Source organism: Marinobacterium sp. xm-m-312, from assembly GCF_013283295.1.
In the GTDB taxonomy this organism is placed as follows: domain Bacteria; phylum Pseudomonadota; class Gammaproteobacteria; order Pseudomonadales; family Balneatricaceae; genus Marinobacterium_E.
Map to the genome: position 1 here is coordinate 145,782 of NZ_WBYS01000005.1, position 16,137 is coordinate 161,918.

The following is a 16,137-nucleotide window of genomic DNA, read 5'->3' on the forward strand; positions in this document are numbered from 1 at the left end:
CATGAACTTTCGTTTGCTCTTATGGAGCTAAATTTAGCTTAGAGCGCCCGATCGAATAAGTTTATAACCAAAGGTTCGTGTAAGTCCAATTAATCTACGAAGATGAGGGGCTATTGGAGCAATTAGCGTCTAAAGTCGCATCGCAAAGCTGGCTTGCGAGTGTTGAGCTAGACCTCTTTTAGAGGTTTCATGCTCGCGTTCGATCTTTTTCAACGCAGCATCAAGATCGGTGCGGTCAATATTAGGTTGGTTTTTAAGCTCAGAAACGTTAAAGCCACGATGGTGCATTCTTACTAGCGCATCACTATGATTCATTGTGCAGCTACCTTTTTATTGTTTATCAATTTAGTAGCGTGATTAAACGCCTTAAACATGACAGTTTGGTGACGTTTGGGTTAACAATTAATAACAGCGAGTCGAAGAAAGTTAGCGGGGTTAGTCATGAGTCATTTGGAATTAATAGCGTTACCGAAAGCTCATCTACAAAATCAAGGTTCTCAGCTCGATATATTAACGGGCGACATAAGGACTGAGTTTGGTGTGGCTCGATCTGCATGGTTTAACGACCGTCTCCTTTTTCTTGGGTTTTATGAAGGGGATGAGGTTTGTGGTTGGGATGATTTAAGCAAACGATTTGCCAACGCAAACTGGTACATCTCGAATGAGAAGGCGGTTGAGTTGTTTGGGAGTTTTTGTCATCAACCCAAACCTTCAGCATGGGTGATCGGTACAGAATTTCAAAAAGAGGTCTGGCAAGCGGTTTGTCAGATTCCAGAGGGTGATACAGTGAGCTACTCTCAGCTTGCTTTAAACATTAAAAATCCCAAAGCTGTTCGGGCGGTTGGATCAGCACTGAGTGCAAATAACATTGCTTATTGGGTGCCATGCCATCGTGCCGTCAGAAGTGATGGCTCATTGGGAGGTTACCGCTGGGGGTTGCCGTTAAAAGCAAGAATGTTAACTGCCGAGTCTACTGCTCGCAGATCTTTTCAAAAGTGATGTAGCGCAAAGCGTAAAGCGCAAATGGTGGAATGGAGATGAGTAGAGCGGCTATCTCATAAGCATTGAAGGCTCCTCTCTCGGTAAACACCGTAGTGATAATTAACCATAGAACGGCTAAAAAAAACGGCAAGATAAGAATTTGATTCTTACCACTGAGTGACAGTTTTGTTTTGCACCTTGTACAAATGTAGTCAGTGCCCATACCCTCTTCACGTTGAATAGGGCGTCGAGTTTCACAAACTGGACACCAACCTTTCATGCAATCAGGCTCCTTTAAGTGCGTCCGCTGCTGCGGTAATACCCAACTTGTAGCTGGTCAAGCCAAAGCCTGATATCTGACCAATAACGACCTGTGAGAAGACCGATTTATGTCGGAACTCCTCACGCGCATGAACGTTGGACATGTGCACCTCAACGATAGGGCCTTTGTCTTTGAATATCGCCAACGCATCGGTGAGACCGTAGCTGTAGTGAGTCCAAGCACCTGCGTTGATAACGATCGCATCAACATCTTCCAAAAAGGCTTGATGAATTTTGCGTGCCAGCTCACCTTCGATGTCTGTCTGGTAGCACTCAAGCTCACACCCCTGCTCAGCAGCCCAATTAGCTGCGGCCGATTCGATATCTTGCAGCGTAAAGGTGCCGTAATGTTTCGGATCACGCTTGCCGAACATTGCGTGGTTGATGCCGTGAAGCAGAAGTATTTTTGCCATGGTTCTATCCTTAACTGTTTGCCAGACAACTGGTCGCTTTGGAAGCCTGCGAACAAGTCCATGGCATCTCAGGCTTACAGTCAAATTCATTATCAAGGCGTGTTTTCGAAGGCCTAGCGGGCTAAGTCGAGAAAGCACAACGCTGAAGATGGATTTGACTGTAAGCCCCGCAGGGCGTGACCTGTAATGTGCATCTACTGTGTTGCTCTTCTTGCTAAGGACTACGGCCATTAGCGGCAAAAAGCGCCTTGTATCTACACATTTCAGATCTCGCTGAGATGCTATGGACTTATTCGCAGGCTTCCTAGTCTAAGATCCTGCCGCATGAGTGCAACATCTTTTGTACATAGATTGAAAAAGAGCCGTATACTTTGAAGCTCTTTATGTTCAGTGCAGGTTTCCCTAATTGATTGAATTTGGAAGTACAGCCTTTGTCATTGCGTTGATTGCCGCCTGGTTTGTTGGCCTATCAAAAGGTGGATTGCCCATCATTGCTATGTTGTCGGTGCCGATCCTCTCCCTAGTGATGTCACCTATGACGGGTGCCATTCTGTTGCTACCCATCTATATCATCAGTGACATGGTGGCGGTGTGGCTCTATCGAAAACACTTCTCAATGATTAATCTGAAAAATCTTATCCCCGCGGGTCTGCTAGGGGTGTTTATTGGTTGGGCAACGGCATCCATTGTCTCTGATCAGTTTGTCGCCCTGCTGATCGGTATTATGGGCCTCACGTTTGTCTCCTATATCTGGTTTGGAAAGCGCCAAGTAAAAGAGGCGAAAAAACCGACCAAAGTGGGCGGTTGGATCTGGGGCACCATTGCCGGTTTTACCTCGTTTATCTCCCATACTGGTGGCCCACCCTTTCAGGTCTATGTTCTGCCACAAAAACTGGAGAAACTGGTGTTTGCCGGGACAGCAACGCTCTTCTTTGCTGTAATCAACCTCTCAAAATTGCCACCCTACCTAGCGCTTCGTGGCTACTCCACAGAGGATTTAACGCTGGCGCTTTGGATGGTGCCCAGTGCACTGTTGGGTACCTTTATGGGGGCTAAGCTGACTAAGATTTTGAAGGATCGATGGTTCTTTGGCTTAGTAGAAGTCGGACTGTTGCTGGTCTCTATAAAGCTGATCCACGGAGTCATCGTAGAGTCTTTGTTGTAGGAGCCTTATCGCAGATGAGGCGAAAAGAGATCGCGACCTTTTACAAGATCGCTCCAACCGATCGTGCAGTATCTCTTTGCTGCCCTTTGTAGGAGCCTTATCGCAGATGAGGCGATAGATTTGAAAGAGAATCGCGACCTTTTACAAGATCGCTCCAACAGCGCCCAAGTCATTCAGCGCAACTTGATAAACGTGCTCTGAATATCAAACTCTTCAATAAAACGTCCCAACGCTTCATGCCCATCCGCTTTGATACCAGCAAAGGTATCAAAGGCATCAATGCCCTGGTGGAAGAAGAGGTCAAAGCCACTGACGATATCCAAACCCGCTTCGTGTGCAGCAGTCAAAAACTCAGTCTCTAATGGGACATAGACCGCATCAAACGCCCACTCTTGGCCACCAAATAGTTCTGGATCAAGTGGGATACCTGGTGTAGCGTAATGTCCTACGGGCGTACAGTTGACCAAACCGTTTGCGGCTTTAGCTGTTTCGGCTAGCTGCTCTTTAGAGATAACCTCAGCGTTGTACCCTTTAGCCCGTACTGCAGCCGCTAACGCTTCAGCCCCTTCAATGTTCAGGTCAAAGATGTTCAGCTTAGTTGCGCCACAATGGAACAGTCCAAAGGCAACCGCTCGACCGACACCGCCGGCGCCTAGCATCAGTACTTCACCTGCTGGCTTGTCACCACGTTGAGCTTTGTAGCCGTGAATAAAACCGGTGTAATCCGTGTTTGTTGCCTTTACAGCACCATTGGCTAGGTAGAGTGTATTGGTTGCACCTACTTCACGTACCGCTTCATCGGGCTCATCAACGAACTCAACGGCAATGGATTTGAAGGGGAAGGTGACGTTGCAACCGGTAAATCCATCATTACGAAGTGATTGAAGCATGGTTTTAAATGCCTCTTTGTCACTTTGACCCGGATCCTTCAAGTCGTAAGAGACATCAAAGCCATAGATATCGCCCAACATCTTGTGCAGGAAAGGGGCACGCGATTGTGAGATTGAGTTACCGATTAAACCCAGTTTAAGTTGCTTCATAGCTGTCATCCTTTACAGCAAGCCCAGTGCTGTTGGTAATCCAATCACCAAATCTGGAACGAACGTGATAATAATAAGAACTAAAAGCTCCACTAAGAATAGCGGCAAAATCACCTTGCTCAGCTTCGCCATACCGACCTTAGCGATGGAGTCCGCGACAAACAGGCAGAGTCCCATTGGTGGTGTGATCAAGCCAATCATTAGGTTGAAGATAATTATGATGCCAAGGTGAGTTGGGTCGACGCCTAGACTCACAGCAATTGGGTGCAGAATCGGCACCAGTACCAACATTGCCGCGATGCCCTCTAGGAACAGACCGACCACTAAGAAGAGAATGATGACGCCGACTAAGAACATCCACTGAACCGTCATGTACTCCAAGGCGAAGTCAGTGATCATGTTGGGAACGCGGTTGTAGTTCATCAACCAGTTAGCAGCAGCAACCGCACCGATAACGACCATGATGATCGAGCTGTCGCGCATCGCTCGGGCGAAAAGACCGGCCAGTTTAGAGACTTTCAGCTCTTTGAAGACAAAGATTCCGACAAACAGGGCGTAGGCCACGGCAAAGCTGGCCGCTTCCGTTGGCGTCACGACCCCCATCAGTATTGAGCCAACCACGAAGACAGGCATCAATAGAGGAATAATCCCTTGGATCAGGGCGCGAGAGTTGCTCTGCTTTTCGCCAAGTTCGTGCTCTGTGCCCTGCTTCTCGTAGTGGCCTTTGAAGAAGTAGACGTAGACCGAAAGGAAGATCGCAAGCATTACACCGGGAACCACACCGGCCATGAATAGCGCGGGTACCGAGACACCCGTCACAGTCAGGGCATAGATGATGACAGGAATCGATGGTGGAATAATCGGACCAATGACGGAAGAGGCCGCCGTAATGGCAGCAGCAAACTCACGTGGGTAGCCTTTCTTCTCCATCTCTGGAATAAAGACACGACCAATCGCCGATGTATCCGCAACCGCAGAGCCAGAGAGACCGGCAAATATGACCGAAGCCCAGATATTCACCATGGCTAAGCCGGCACGCATTTTGCCGACCAAAACGTTCGCAAATGCGATGATACGACTGGTGATACCCGACTCATTCATCAGCTCGCCGGCAAGAATAAATAGAGGGATCGCCAATAGTGGGTAAGAGGCCATGCCACCAAACATCTGTGTTGCCACGATGCGAAGGTGGTATGGGAATTCGCCCACAGCCATGAAGTAGAGCAGTGCAGCGATGATGGCAAAAGCGATGGGTAGGCCAATAAAGATACCGCCTAGAAGAATGGCATAAGTCATTAGAATGCGCCCTCCGCTTCATGTTGATCGGTATTCGCAGCTCGATTTAGCAGGCGCAGTAGTGCTGCTACTGCAAGCATGGCGCCACCCAGCACCATAGCGAAGTAGTAGGGGTACATCTGCCCAAGAACCGCAAGCTGTTCGATACCGAATAGATCTCGAAGTTCACGCGCACTTGAAAGGATGCTGGATGCATCGACTTTGCCGCGCTTCATCATGAAGAGGTAGCCGGAGTAGCTCAACAGCGCACCTATAACGACCATGCAGAGGTCCACAAAGAAATTGATCGGTTTGTGGGCTGCTTTAGGCAGCAGACCCGCGACAAGATCAAAAGAGACATGGCGATCGAGCAGGTAAGCCCAAGCCATGCCAAACATAATTCCGTAGACTGCCAGGTAGACGGGTAACTCCTCGCCCCATGGGATCGACTCTCCGATGGTGTAACGGCGTACTGAGTTTATGAAGATGATCAGGAACACTGAAGCCATAGAGATGGCTGAACCTGCTGCAAAAAAGGTACCGACGAAGCGGGTCACCTTACGCAATAGAGTGTGCATAAGTCATACCGACAGTTATAAGTTTTTTGAGAAATAGGCTCCGACCGGATGGTCGGAGCCGTGCAAACCTGAAGAGGTTTGGAGTATTACTTAGAAGCAGCTTCTACAGCAGCGTCTAGTTTAGCGATCCACTCATCGCTACCTAGCTCTTTAGCAAGCCACTCTTTAACCGCTGGCTGTGCAAGCTTCTTGAACTGAGCCATTTCGTCAGCTGTTGGTGAGTGTACTTTCATACCTTCAGCAACCACTTTCGTTACGCCTTCAGCCGTGTTGAACTGCTGAATTGCGCGACCCATTAGGCCTGCAGTACGAGCGGCTTTAGCAATGATGTCCTGCTCAGCAGCGCTTAGAGACTGGAAGAATTCGTCGTTGATTACGATGAAGTCAGCAGCGTAAACGTGGCCATCAAGAACCATGTACTTCTGTAGCTTGTGAAGGTTGTTGTTGTAGATAGTGCCGACAGGGTTTTCCTGACCGTCAACAACACCAGTTGTAAGTGCGTTTGGAAGTTCAGACCAAGCGATAGGCGTTGGTTCACCGCCAAGACCTTCAACCATCTCTACGTATAGAGGGATTGGCTGAACGCGGAACTTAAGACCTTTCATGTCTGCTGGAGATTTGATCTCACGAACGTTGTTAGTGAAGTTACGGAAACCTGTCTCACCGTATGCAAGTGTGCGTAGGCCAGTCTCTTCTAGACAGTGTGCAGCAAGATCTTGACCAAACTGACCGTCAAGTACGTCCCAGGCGATCGTTGCGTTTGAGAATGTGTAAGGAATGTTTAGAACGTCAGCTTCTTTACAGATTTTAGCCATAGCGCCAGAAACGATCGCCATGTGCGTAGTGCCTTCCTGTGCTTGCTGAACTAGATCGCCTTCGTTACCTAGAGCTTTTGCTGGGAAAAGTTCTACTTTGATATCTGTCTCACCTTCAACAATGTTTTTGAAGATGACACCAGCAGCACCTTTTTTAGATGTCTGCCAGTCAGCGCCGTCAACGTGACCTAGTTTGATAGTGGGTGCTGCAAAAGTTGAAACAGAAGCAGCCGCTACAGCAGTAGCAACAAGAGTTTTTAGCATCGCCTTTTTCATTGGGCTCTCCAATTTATTATCGTTTCACGCCTAGAGATGACGTTTCCAAGATTTTTTGTAGCAAGATGTCTAAAACCACCTACCCCAAGCAAGCTGGTTTTATTGTCTTGCTCTTAGCTTTTGTACTACTTGGTTAAAACTAAGTAGCGCAAATTTGCCATAGCCCTATACAGGCATTCAAGCTTTTTGTACTATTTGGTTAAAACAATTTGTTAGAACCTTTATAACCGTTTTTTAAACGTTTGGTTAAAAGTAAAATGAGTATCCCTTCTACATCGAACCGTTCAGCCGCAAAAAAACGTAATCCTGAAGCAGTTAAAGCCAATATCCTGCGTGTCGCCACCGAAGAGTTTGCCACCTCAGGCTATGCCGGTGCGCGGGTCAATGTGATCGCTGAAAAAACCGATACATCCAAGCGGATGATCTACTACTACTTTGGCGATAAAAAAGAGCTCTACCGTACCGTTCTTGAGGCTGCCTACCGAGATATCCGTTTGGGCGAGCAACAGCTGCATTTGAATGATCTCAATCCCGAGCAGGCGCTTCGCTCACTGGTGGCGTTCACTTTTGAACATCAGCGCAACAATCCGCAGTTTATTCGCCTGGTTATGATTGAGAACATTCACGAGGGACGCAATCTGATCGCAAAAGAGGCGTTTGAGGAGGTTAACAACCCTGCAATCGATCGGCTTGGCGAGATCTACCAACGAGGTGTTGAGGAGGGTGTTTTTCGATCGGGCATCAGTGTCATTGAGCTTCACTGGTTGATCAGTTCAGCCTGTTTCTTCAATAACTCAAACCGCTCAACCTTCAGTGCAGCCTTTGGCAACGATCTATTTACGGAAGAGGGGCAAAGTCATCTTAATCAGCAGGTACAAGAGATGATCCTGCGCTTTGTCGCCAACTGATATTTAAGAACATTTTGGATTGGTAACTTCATTACAGCTTCGCTAGATTGAAGCTCTTTTTAGTGAGTTTTACATGCATCCTAGCCGCCTTCTTTTAATTCTCTGTTTTATCGCGTTCATCTCTTTAGGCCTGCCTGATGCGCTGCTCGGTGTGGCTTGGCCCACTATGGCCGATGAGTTCTCAACCACTCTGGATCGTCTCGGAATCATTATGACGGGCGGAACCGTCGGTTATGCTCTGAGTAGCTTCATGATCGGTGCAATTGTTAATCGTATTGGATTGGCTGGCCTGCTGATTCAAAGTGCTTCGCTTACTGTCATCGCATTGGTGCTGTTTATGGTTGTGCCGGACTGGTATTGGATGCCCTTGGTCGCACTCATTGCCGGTCTGGGCGGTGGTGGTATCGATGCGGGCCTCAATGCCTATGTGGAGAAACACTACTCAAGCCGTGTCATGCAGTGGTTGCATGCCAGTTTTGGTGTCGGAGTCACCCTAGGTCCTGCGATCATGACCTTGTCGCTGGCCCTGACAGGTCTATGGCGACCTGGCTATCTGTTGGTCGCGTTTTTGATGTTATTGATGCTCTCTGCCTTTATTCACTACCGCGGCTTATGGAGTGAACAGCCTGATGCTGGAGAAACTGTAGAGCAGGGTAATGCCAGCATGCTCGCCACGCTCAAACTACCGGCGGCATGGCTAAGTATGTTGGCCTTTTTTCTCTACACCTCGGCCGAAATTGGTTTGGGCTTTTGGGCATTTACCCTGTTGACGGAATCGCGGGATGTGGTCCTTGCCACGGCAGGGCTTTGGGTAACGATCTATTGGGGCTCTTTTACCCTTGGTCGAATCGTTGCGGGCCTGCTTGCGCCCAAGTTTGGTGAGATGAACCTGACGCTCTTCGGTCTGTTAATGTCACTGATTGGATTGGTTCTGTTCACCCTTCAATTAGGTGGGCCAGGTGGGGTCTATGGGCTTGCTCTGGTCGGCCTTGGCTTTGCACCCACCTTCCCAGCACTGCTTTCAACCACCTCAAAGCGAGTCCCAAAATCGCATGTGACCAACCTGATCGGCATGCAGATCTCTGCTGCCGGAGTTGGTTTAGTGGTTATGCCACTCTCCTTGGGGCTTATAGTCTCTAGTGTCGGATTGGAAGCGCTGGCGCAGGTTTTCTTGGGCATGACCGCCAGCGTCTTTTTGCTGCTTACCTTGATTCGTAAAAGATAAATTTCCTTTAAGTTATATCTAATCAATTAAATACTATTTATTAATTTAAATGGTATTTGCTAATATGCACTCATAGTTTTGAACCGTTTGGTTCAAAGTAACCCAATGTGAGTCCTCATTATGAAAACATCCATTGCTACCGTTACTCTCTCTGGCAGTTTGCCAAACAAGCTTGAGGCCGCTGCGGATGCGGGTTTTGATGCGGTTGAGATTTTTGATAATGACCTGATTCAGTTTGCTGGTTCACCTCGTGAGGTGAAGTCGATTGCCGATGACTTAGGTTTGGATATTCTAGCGCTGCAGCCGTTTCGTGATCTGGAAGGTCTGCCTGCTGAGTTAAAGCGTCAAAAGTTCTATCACATGCAGAGTCGATTCGAGATGATGCATGAGCTGGGCACTCAACGAATTTTGTGCTGCTCTAGTGTCTCTCCTCATGCCAGTGATGATCGTGCACGCTGTGCTGCGGACCTTTACGAAGCGGCTGAGCTGGCAGCAAAAGAAGGTTTTATTATGGGTTACGAGGCGCTCTCTTGGGGGCGCTTCATCGCTGATTATGAGGATGCTTGGGATCTGGTAAAGCGTGCCGATCATCCTGCGCTGGGCATTAACCTTGATACCTTCCACATGTTCTCTCGAGGTAATACGCTCGACTGTCTGCGCGATGAGATTCCTGTTGATAAAATCGCCTTGGTTCAGGTGGCCGATGCGCCTGTGATGCACTTGAGCGATTTGATGAGTTGGAGCCGTCACTACCGCAGCTTCCCGGGTCAGGGTGATCTTCCGGTCGTTGATTTCATGAAAGTCTTGTGTGACAAAGGCTTTGATGACTACGTTTCGCACGAGATCTTCAATGATGAGTTCCGTGCTTCTCCTGCCAAAGAGCGTGCAGTAGATGGTATGCGTTCATTGATCTGGTTGAATAAGCAGTGCAAGGATGAAACGCCTAAAGCTGAGATTACTGACGTTGAGTTCATTGAGTTTGCGATTGCTGGTGAAGAGGGTGAATCGATCGTCTCTATGTTGAATTCGTTAGGCTTTCAAGAGACGCACAAACATCTCTCAAAAGATGTCGGTCTGATGCAGATGGGTGATGTAAACCTGGTGCTTAACCGTGAGCCTGCCAGCCAAGCACACCAGCACTTCCAGCTGCACGGCGCATCAGTGTGCGCTTTGGCATTGACGACGTCGAGTGTCAAAGAGTCGTTGAAGCAGGCAGACCAGTATCAAATTAAACGCTTCAATAACACAGCAGGCCCTGGTGAGTTGAATATTCCAGCGCTGCGCGGTGTTGGTGACAGTTTGGTCTATCTGGTTGAGCGTCATAAGAAGTTCCGTTTCTTTGATGTCGATTTTGAATCGGTCGAGGGAGTAGAACTACCGAAAGTCGGCGTTAAACGCGTCGATCATATGGCGCAGTCGGTGACAAATACCGATTTCCTATCGGCGGCGTTCTTCTATAAATCGGTGTTTAACTTTGACATCACGCCTGTACAGGATCTGCCTGATATTTATGGCCTTGTGACCAGTCGAGTGGCCTCTAGCCAAAACGGGCAGGTGAAGATTCCAATCAATATGACCGAGGCTCGTCAGGCGTCACCGCAGCGCTTTATTCAGCGAACTCACGGTGCTGGTATGCAGCAGATCGCATTTGAGTGTGAGGATGTTTTGGCCTTTGCAGCGCAGGTTAATCCGGAGTCCGTGTTGCCGGTACCCAACAACTACTACCGTGAAATAAAGGGTAAGTTTGGTCTCTCTGCTGAGCGAATTGAGACCTTACAGCGCTTTAATATTCTTTACGATGCGAATGATGAGGGTGAGTTTTTGCACTTTTACACGCGTGAAGTACAGGGTGTCTTCTTTGAAGTTGTGCAGCGTATCGCTGGGTATCAGGCTTACGGTGAAGCGAATGCACATATCCGCTTTGCAGCGCAGGCGGCGTTGCGTGAGTATGAAACGAATTTGGTGCTTTGATCTTCGCTGAGTATTTGTTGGAGCTTTCTCGAAGAGGAAGCGATGCAGGTTTTGCACATCGCGGCCTTTTTAAGACCGCTCCAACGAACGCTCTTTGTTGGAGCCTTATCGAAGATGAGGCGAAAGGTTTGAAAGAGAATCGCGGCCTTTTTAAGACCGCTCCAACAGGGGGCTAGAGGATCGCTCCAACTGCATAGCAACTACTGTGCGGCTTTAAGGAAGGCTTGGTTATCTAAGCCAAAGTTAGAGTAGATCGGCAGTAGAGCACCGCCTAACGCGCGGGCTTCAAATCCAAGGTTGCCTGCGATTACCGGGGGTTTGTTGAGACCTTCCCAGTTCACATCGCTCGAAGCACGGTTGATAGCCAGTACTAAGTACTGTGTCGCGACCGCCGGTAGGCGTCCATCAATGATGACTCCGTCTGGATCAACAAAGGCAGAACCTGCCGCAATAGTCTGGGCAATGTAGGGTGCTGCGTTGTCAGCCCACTCTGTAAACAGAGCCCAGGCATCCTGTTCTAGGGTTTCCGATAGATTGGCAAAATCCGCCACGATCGATTCTGATTTCAATCGTTTATCAAGCTGGTGCAGTGACGCATAGTGAATCAGTTGCTTGCCATTGGCGCTCGGAACTGAACCCAGTGCACCGGCATTGGCATGGCTGCCTGGAAGAATCTGTCCGTTAAGAACGACACCACCACCGATGAACGTACCCACGTAGAAGTAGAGTAGGTTCTCCCAGCTCTGCGGATTACCGTAGGTTAGCTCGGCTAGGCAAGCTGCTGTTGCATCGTTCAGCATGGCCGCATCTAGGTCGGTGACCTTCTTTAGTTCTTCGAGCAGATCGATTTTCGCCCACTCAGCTAAAGCCTCTTTCGCTTCAATTAGCTCATCGCCCCAACCTTCCAGCGCAAACGGCGCTGCCAGGCCAACACCGGTAACGCGATCGCGTTGCATCTCGTCAAGAGGTTCAAGAAGCGTGTTGATGCTCTGCTCGATCTTGGCATAGACCTCTTTAGGCGTCGGGAAGGGGTATTCGTGCGATATGCGGGTACGAATATTCCCTGTCATATCCATAAACAGCACCTCCAACGAGGCGCGGCCAATTTTGACACCGATACTGTACGCCCCTTCAGGATTGAGTGCGTAGGGGGTAGAAGGCTGTCCCAAACCGCCGCGGCGTTTAGTGCCTGCGATTAACAGGTCCTGTTCCATCAATCGATTAATGATCGTTGATGCGGTTTGTGGAGTAAGGTTGGTTGCTTTGGCAATTTCGGCTTTCGTCAACGCATCATGCTCACGAATTAACGAGAGGATGAGTCGTTCATTGTATTGGCGAACACCGACCTGGTTTGAACCAGAGGCGCGTTGAGAAGCCGAAGCGCTGCGCATAATTAGATGTAACTCGCGTTTTCGTGGACACCCTGATCCGCTGCACCGGTGATCAACGAGACGATCTCGTTGCCGGTCGTTTCAGCCGCTACAACGTTGCCAACGATACGACCTTGGCGGAAGACAATAATGCGATCCACAAGGTTAAAGACTTGGCGAAGGTTGTGACTGATCAAAATTAGGGGAATGCCTTGGTCTTTTAAGCCACGAATAATGTTTTCAACACGCGTGGTCTCTTGGATACCCAAAGCTGCGGTTGGCTCATCCATGATGATCAACTTCTCACCCCAGCCCGCTGCACGGCTGATCGCTACACACTGGCGTTGACCACCCGACATGCCACGTAAGGACTGGCTTAGGTCAGGAATCTTAACGCCGGTCTTTTCAAGCAGTGCTTCTGACTCTTGGCGCATCCCTTTCTTGTCCATCCAGCTGAATGGGCCAAGATTGAATTTGGTCTTTTCACGTCCCAAAAAGATATTGGCTGGCACGTCTAGTTCATCTGCCAGTGCCAAGTTTTGATAAACGGTCTCAATACCAGCATCGCGAGCCTCAAGAGGAGAGTCGAAGTTGACCTCTTCGCCATAGAATTTAATCGAACCGCGAGTGCGTTGCTCTACACCGGTTAGGTTACGAACGAAGGTCGATTTACCCGCACCGTTATCTCCAACAATCGCTACGTGCTCACCCGGAGCAAGATCAAAGTCCGCATCATTCAGCGCGTGTACACCGCCGTAGTGCTTGGTTAACCCTCTGATCTCTAAGACTTTTTGAGACACTTTAAGACTCCTGAACGAAAATTCTCTTTATTTGAATGTGACTAAATATGACTAACAATTAAGAGCGAGTCAATAATTAAATCAATTCAATTTAATTATTGACAGGGCGCTATAAAGTATTAGAAGATCGCTGTTAGGCATCGAAATAGACCGCCGAAAACAAAAACAAACAAATGTGGAGATCTACACATGAAATTGAAAAAAATGCTTAGCGTAATGGCTGCTGGCGCACTTATGTCTGGCTCTGTATACGCAGGTTCTATCGGCTACATCACTAAATCAGCAACAAACTCAGGTTGGATGATGATCAACCAGGGTGCAGCAGACGCAGCTCAAGAAGCGGGCGTTGACCTAGTAACTGTAGGTCCAGCATTCCAAGGCGACCTATCAAGCCAGCTAGAAGTGTTCGAAAACCTAGTAGCACAGGGTGTGGATGCAATCGGTATCGCGCCAGTTGACTCTTCAGGTGTTGCTCCAGCAGTAAACGATGCAATGGATGCAGGTATCCCTGTTGTTGCAATCGATACTGGCGTATCAGGCGCTGCAGTGACGTCATTCGTTGCTACAGACAACTACGCAGTGGCTAAAGTACAGGGTGCTGTTGCAGCCACTCTAATCAACGATGGCGATGCGATCATCTACGTGACGGGTAACCAAGCTCAGTCTACTGGCCAAGAGCGTCGTAACGGCTTCGTTGAAGCGTTCAAAACAGCTCGTCCAAACTCTGAAATCTTAGAAGTACCAACTGAGTGGGACTCTAACCAAGCTCAGGAAGGTGTTGAAGCGATCCTAAACTCACGCAGCGACATCAAAATGGTTGCTAACGCATGGGACGGCGGCACTATGGGTGCTAAAGCAGCGATGGAAAACCTTGGCCTAGGCGCAGGTGACATCAAACTGGTTGGTTTCGACGGCGCAACTGACGCAATCGAAGCGATGGATAAAGGTTGGGTACACGCTGACACAGCTCAGATGCTTTACCAGATGGGTTACCAAGGCATCAAAGCTGCGGTTGCTGCATCACAGGGTAAAGATGTATCACCACGCATCGACACTGGTTTCTTCCTAGTGACTCCATCTACTTCAGGTGCTTACAAAGACCTAGTAGGTATCAAGTAAGTTTTACTTACACTCCGTCGAGATCGGGCATTAGCCCGATCTCTTCTTTAACTGTTTAAAACAAACGGTCCTGAATAATGACTTCTAAAAGCCTTCAAGATAAAGCGATCGGCGTTACGGTTTCTTTCTTCCGTAAAGAGTGGTCTGGCGCACTGCTGGCGATTCTGATTCTTGCTCTAGCCATTGAGCTAGTAACGGATGGTAAACCCTTCTTCCATCCCACTAACTTAATGACCATTCTGAACAACTCAGCCGCTATCGGTATTGTTGCGGGTGGTATGACGTTGGTGATTCTTGCGGCAGGTATCGATCTTTCGGTTGGATCTGTTATGGGCTTAATCGCAGCGGTCACCGGTTACATTGTTAGCTACTGGGGTTTCCCACCTTGGTTAGCGATCATGTCTGGCCTAGCGATGGGTGCATTAGTGGGTATTATTCATGGCACGTTGGTCGCCTATCTCGGGATGCCGGCCTTTATCGTTACCCTGGCGGGTCTTTCGATTTGGCGTGGTACGGCACACCTTTCAACGGATGCGCGTGCAACACCTAAGCTACCTGAAACGTTCGACCTATTTGGTCGCTACAACCCCTTTGCCGAACTTCGTGCTGATTACAAAGCGGGTGAACTGAGCGGCTTTATGGAGTCGATTGGCGCCTTCGTGAACGAGCACTGGATGGACTTCTTCCGTACCTTCCAGATGTCTATGATCATCTTCATCGTCTTCTTCATTCTGTTGGCGGTCGTTGTATCCAACATGCGTTTGGGTCGATACATCTATGCGATTGGTAGTAACGAACAGGGCTCTCGCCAAGCGGGTATCAATACGCGTCTCTACACTCTCTACACCTACGTAATCTGTTCGATGGGCGCTGCATTGGGTGCGATGCTCTTCCTAGGTCGCGCGCCTTATGCAAAATCTGACTACGGCCAGATGTGGGAGCTGGATGCCATTGCTGCGGTTGTTATTGGTGGTACCTCTCTGTTTGGTGGCCGCGGTACGATCATCGGTACCTTCATGGGTGTCATCCTTCTGAAACTGATCAATAACGGTCTGACCCTGGCTCAGCTAGAGACTTTCTGGCAGATGGTGGTACTGGGTCTGATCATTTTGGTTGCCGTTGGATTGGATATTGTTCGCCAATCTAAATCAGCGGTTAAAGTTCAGCGTATGCTGGGTGTTGTGGCTCTGGTTCTTGCTCTGTTTGCCTGCTTAACACCGGGTTCTGCACTGATCAGCTCGGCGATTTCACTGCATGAGCACAACAGCATGGTGGCAATGCAATCAGCTGGACTTGATCTTGCGGCTAACCAAACGGCTCGCCTACTGGATGCGCCGGCTGTGGCTGAACTACAAGCCATTGTGTCTGGCAACTGGCAATCCTTCGCGTCGCTTCTCGTGCTTGTGTTGGGTGCCGTGGCTGTAGCTGTGACCTTGAAACGTTCACTGGCGCTTATCCTTGCAGCCGTCTACGTGGCAGCAGCGGTTCTGCTAGTATCAATGGGCATGGCAGCTGTTGCGCCTCTATTGATCTTGGGTGCGGTAGTACTGGCTGGTATGACGACGGTGCCTTACATGTTTGAAAGAGCTCGTACGCTAGAAGGCTAATCACCCAATGATTAAAAAACCCCATCGCCTAGGCTATGGGGTTTTTTGTTGAAAGCAAATAGCATCGCGGCCTTTTTAAGACCGCTCCAACAGTACGTGCAGTACCCCTTCAATGCACTTAGTTGGAGCCTTATCGAAGATGAGGCGAATGGGGATTGAAAGAATCGCGACCTTTGCAAGATCGCTCCAACGGTAATTTGGTGGTGAACTTAGTAAGGCTAGCTCTCGTAAGTGTTTCTCGTTAGAGTAAAAAGATAACAATTAGGAAGTTAC

The 16,137-nt window shown here is 48.8% G+C and carries 16 protein-coding genes; 7 read left to right on the top strand and 9 right to left on the bottom strand.

Features of this window, described 5'->3' with window-relative positions; genetic code table 11:
- Positions 1–129 precede the first annotated feature (129 nt).
- Positions 130–315 carry a hypothetical protein gene (locus tag XMM312_RS07730; RefSeq protein WP_173480141.1) on the bottom strand — a complete coding sequence of 62 codons (186 nt, stop codon included), beginning with the start codon at positions 313–315 and terminating at the stop codon, positions 130–132.
- A 126-nt stretch (positions 316–441) separates the two neighbouring features.
- Here XMM312_RS07730 and XMM312_RS07735 point away from each other — a divergent pair, with 126 nt between their 5' ends.
- The gene (locus XMM312_RS07735) at positions 442–999 is read left to right on the top strand and encodes a methylated-DNA--[protein]-cysteine S-methyltransferase (RefSeq protein WP_173489011.1); all 558 of its coding nucleotides are present in this window, start codon (positions 442–444) and stop codon (positions 997–999) included.
- Here the strand turns inward: XMM312_RS07735 and XMM312_RS07740 are convergent.
- Both XMM312_RS07740 and XMM312_RS07745 read right to left on the bottom strand, forming a co-directional pair.
- The gene (locus XMM312_RS07740) at positions 971–1,261 is read right to left on the bottom strand and encodes a hypothetical protein (protein WP_173489012.1); all 291 of its coding nucleotides are present in this window, start codon (positions 1,259–1,261) and stop codon (positions 971–973) included. The two genes, XMM312_RS07735 and XMM312_RS07740, sit on opposite strands and share 29 nt — an antisense overlap.
- 4 nt (positions 1,262–1,265) lie before the next feature.
- On the bottom strand, positions 1,266–1,715 hold the full coding sequence (locus XMM312_RS07745; RefSeq protein ID WP_173484455.1) for a type II 3-dehydroquinate dehydratase: 450 nt from the start codon (positions 1,713–1,715) through the stop codon (positions 1,266–1,268).
- Between the two features lie 406 nt (positions 1,716–2,121).
- On the opposite strand from XMM312_RS07745, the gene XMM312_RS07750 reads away from it, so the two are divergent.
- Positions 2,122–2,880: a sulfite exporter TauE/SafE family protein gene (locus XMM312_RS07750; protein WP_173489013.1), complete on the top strand. Its 759-nt coding sequence runs from the start codon at positions 2,122–2,124 to the stop codon at positions 2,878–2,880.
- 173 nt (positions 2,881–3,053) lie between these two features.
- Here XMM312_RS07750 and XMM312_RS07755 read toward each other — a convergent pair whose 3' ends face one another.
- The 4 genes from XMM312_RS07755 to dctP all read right to left on the bottom strand — a co-directional run bounded on the left by XMM312_RS07755 (position 3,054) and on the right by dctP (position 6,864).
- Positions 3,054–3,920, bottom strand: coding sequence for a shikimate dehydrogenase (locus tag XMM312_RS07755; RefSeq protein ID WP_173489014.1), 867 nt, complete (start codon positions 3,918–3,920; stop codon positions 3,054–3,056).
- Positions 3,921–3,932: 12 nt separating this feature from the next.
- On the bottom strand, positions 3,933–5,216 hold the full coding sequence (locus XMM312_RS07760) for a TRAP transporter large permease (protein WP_173480146.1): 1,284 nt from the start codon (positions 5,214–5,216) through the stop codon (positions 3,933–3,935).
- The gene (locus XMM312_RS07765; RefSeq protein WP_173480147.1) at positions 5,216–5,773 is read right to left on the bottom strand and encodes a TRAP transporter small permease; all 558 of its coding nucleotides are present in this window, start codon (positions 5,771–5,773) and stop codon (positions 5,216–5,218) included. Before XMM312_RS07765 ends, XMM312_RS07760 begins: the two co-directional genes overlap by 1 nt.
- Positions 5,774–5,859: 86 nt before the next feature.
- Entirely contained in the window at positions 5,860–6,864 is a 1,005-nt protein-coding gene (gene dctP / locus XMM312_RS07770) for a DctP family TRAP transporter solute-binding subunit (protein WP_173480148.1), read from the bottom strand.
- 257 nt (positions 6,865–7,121) lie between these two features.
- Between dctP and XMM312_RS07775 the strand changes: the two genes are divergently transcribed.
- The 3 genes from XMM312_RS07775 to XMM312_RS07785 all read left to right on the top strand — a co-directional run bounded on the left by XMM312_RS07775 (position 7,122) and on the right by XMM312_RS07785 (position 10,968).
- Positions 7,122–7,772 carry a TetR family transcriptional regulator gene (locus tag XMM312_RS07775; RefSeq protein WP_173480149.1) on the top strand — a complete coding sequence of 217 codons (651 nt, stop codon included), beginning with the start codon at positions 7,122–7,124 and terminating at the stop codon, positions 7,770–7,772.
- Between the two features lie 73 nt (positions 7,773–7,845).
- Positions 7,846–8,997, top strand: coding sequence for a sugar MFS transporter (locus XMM312_RS07780; protein ID WP_173489015.1), 1,152 nt, complete (start codon positions 7,846–7,848; stop codon positions 8,995–8,997).
- A gap of 120 nt (positions 8,998–9,117) precedes the next feature.
- Positions 9,118–10,968, top strand: coding sequence for a bifunctional sugar phosphate isomerase/epimerase/4-hydroxyphenylpyruvate dioxygenase family protein (locus XMM312_RS07785; protein ID WP_173489016.1), 1,851 nt, complete (start codon positions 9,118–9,120; stop codon positions 10,966–10,968).
- A 200-nt stretch (positions 10,969–11,168) separates the two neighbouring features.
- Here the strand turns inward: XMM312_RS07785 and XMM312_RS07790 are convergent, their stop codons facing one another.
- Positions 11,169–12,359 carry an ROK family transcriptional regulator gene (locus XMM312_RS07790; RefSeq protein ID WP_173489017.1) on the bottom strand — a complete coding sequence of 397 codons (1,191 nt, stop codon included), beginning with the start codon at positions 12,357–12,359 and terminating at the stop codon, positions 11,169–11,171.
- A gap of 2 nt (positions 12,360–12,361) precedes the next feature.
- Entirely contained in the window at positions 12,362–13,138 is a 777-nt protein-coding gene (locus tag XMM312_RS07795; protein WP_173480153.1) for an ATP-binding cassette domain-containing protein, read from the bottom strand.
- A 189-nt stretch (positions 13,139–13,327) separates the two neighbouring features.
- Between XMM312_RS07795 and XMM312_RS07800 the strand changes: the two genes are divergently transcribed.
- Together XMM312_RS07800 and XMM312_RS07805 are read left to right on the top strand one after the other, a co-directional pair.
- Entirely contained in the window at positions 13,328–14,257 is a 930-nt protein-coding gene (locus tag XMM312_RS07800; RefSeq protein ID WP_173480154.1) for a sugar ABC transporter substrate-binding protein, read from the top strand.
- Positions 14,258–14,334: 77 nt separating this feature from the next.
- On the top strand, positions 14,335–15,864 hold the full coding sequence (locus XMM312_RS07805; protein ID WP_173489018.1) for an ABC transporter permease: 1,530 nt from the start codon (positions 14,335–14,337) through the stop codon (positions 15,862–15,864).
- The last annotated feature ends 273 nt before the right edge of the window (positions 15,865–16,137 follow it).

Coding starts and splice junctions, on each gene's coding strand:
- XMM312_RS07740 (WP_173489012.1), bottom strand. CDS start 1,261: ATGAAAGGTTGGTGTCCAGTTTGTGAAACTCGACGCCCTATTCAACGT.
- XMM312_RS07775 (WP_173480149.1), top strand. CDS start 7,122: ATGAGTATCCCTTCTACATCGAACCGTTCAGCCGCAAAAAAACGTAAT.
- XMM312_RS07800 (WP_173480154.1), top strand. CDS start 13,328: ATGAAATTGAAAAAAATGCTTAGCGTAATGGCTGCTGGCGCACTTATG.
- XMM312_RS07760 (WP_173480146.1), bottom strand. CDS start 5,216: ATGACTTATGCCATTCTTCTAGGCGGTATCTTTATTGGCCTACCCATC.
- XMM312_RS07730 (WP_173480141.1), bottom strand. CDS start 315: ATGAATCATAGTGATGCGCTAGTAAGAATGCACCATCGTGGCTTTAAC.
- XMM312_RS07805 (WP_173489018.1), top strand. CDS start 14,335: ATGACTTCTAAAAGCCTTCAAGATAAAGCGATCGGCGTTACGGTTTCT.
- XMM312_RS07765 (WP_173480147.1), bottom strand. CDS start 5,773: ATGCACACTCTATTGCGTAAGGTGACCCGCTTCGTCGGTACCTTTTTT.
- XMM312_RS07755 (WP_173489014.1), bottom strand. CDS start 3,920: ATGAAGCAACTTAAACTGGGTTTAATCGGTAACTCAATCTCACAATCG.
- dctP (WP_173480148.1), bottom strand. CDS start 6,864: ATGAAAAAGGCGATGCTAAAAACTCTTGTTGCTACTGCTGTAGCGGCT.
- XMM312_RS07780 (WP_173489015.1), top strand. CDS start 7,846: ATGCATCCTAGCCGCCTTCTTTTAATTCTCTGTTTTATCGCGTTCATC.
- XMM312_RS07745 (WP_173484455.1), bottom strand. CDS start 1,715: ATGGCAAAAATACTTCTGCTTCACGGCATCAACCACGCAATGTTCGGC.
- XMM312_RS07785 (WP_173489016.1), top strand. CDS start 9,118: ATGAAAACATCCATTGCTACCGTTACTCTCTCTGGCAGTTTGCCAAAC.
- XMM312_RS07790 (WP_173489017.1), bottom strand. CDS start 12,359: ATGCGCAGCGCTTCGGCTTCTCAACGCGCCTCTGGTTCAAACCAGGTC.
- XMM312_RS07735 (WP_173489011.1), top strand. CDS start 442: ATGAGTCATTTGGAATTAATAGCGTTACCGAAAGCTCATCTACAAAAT.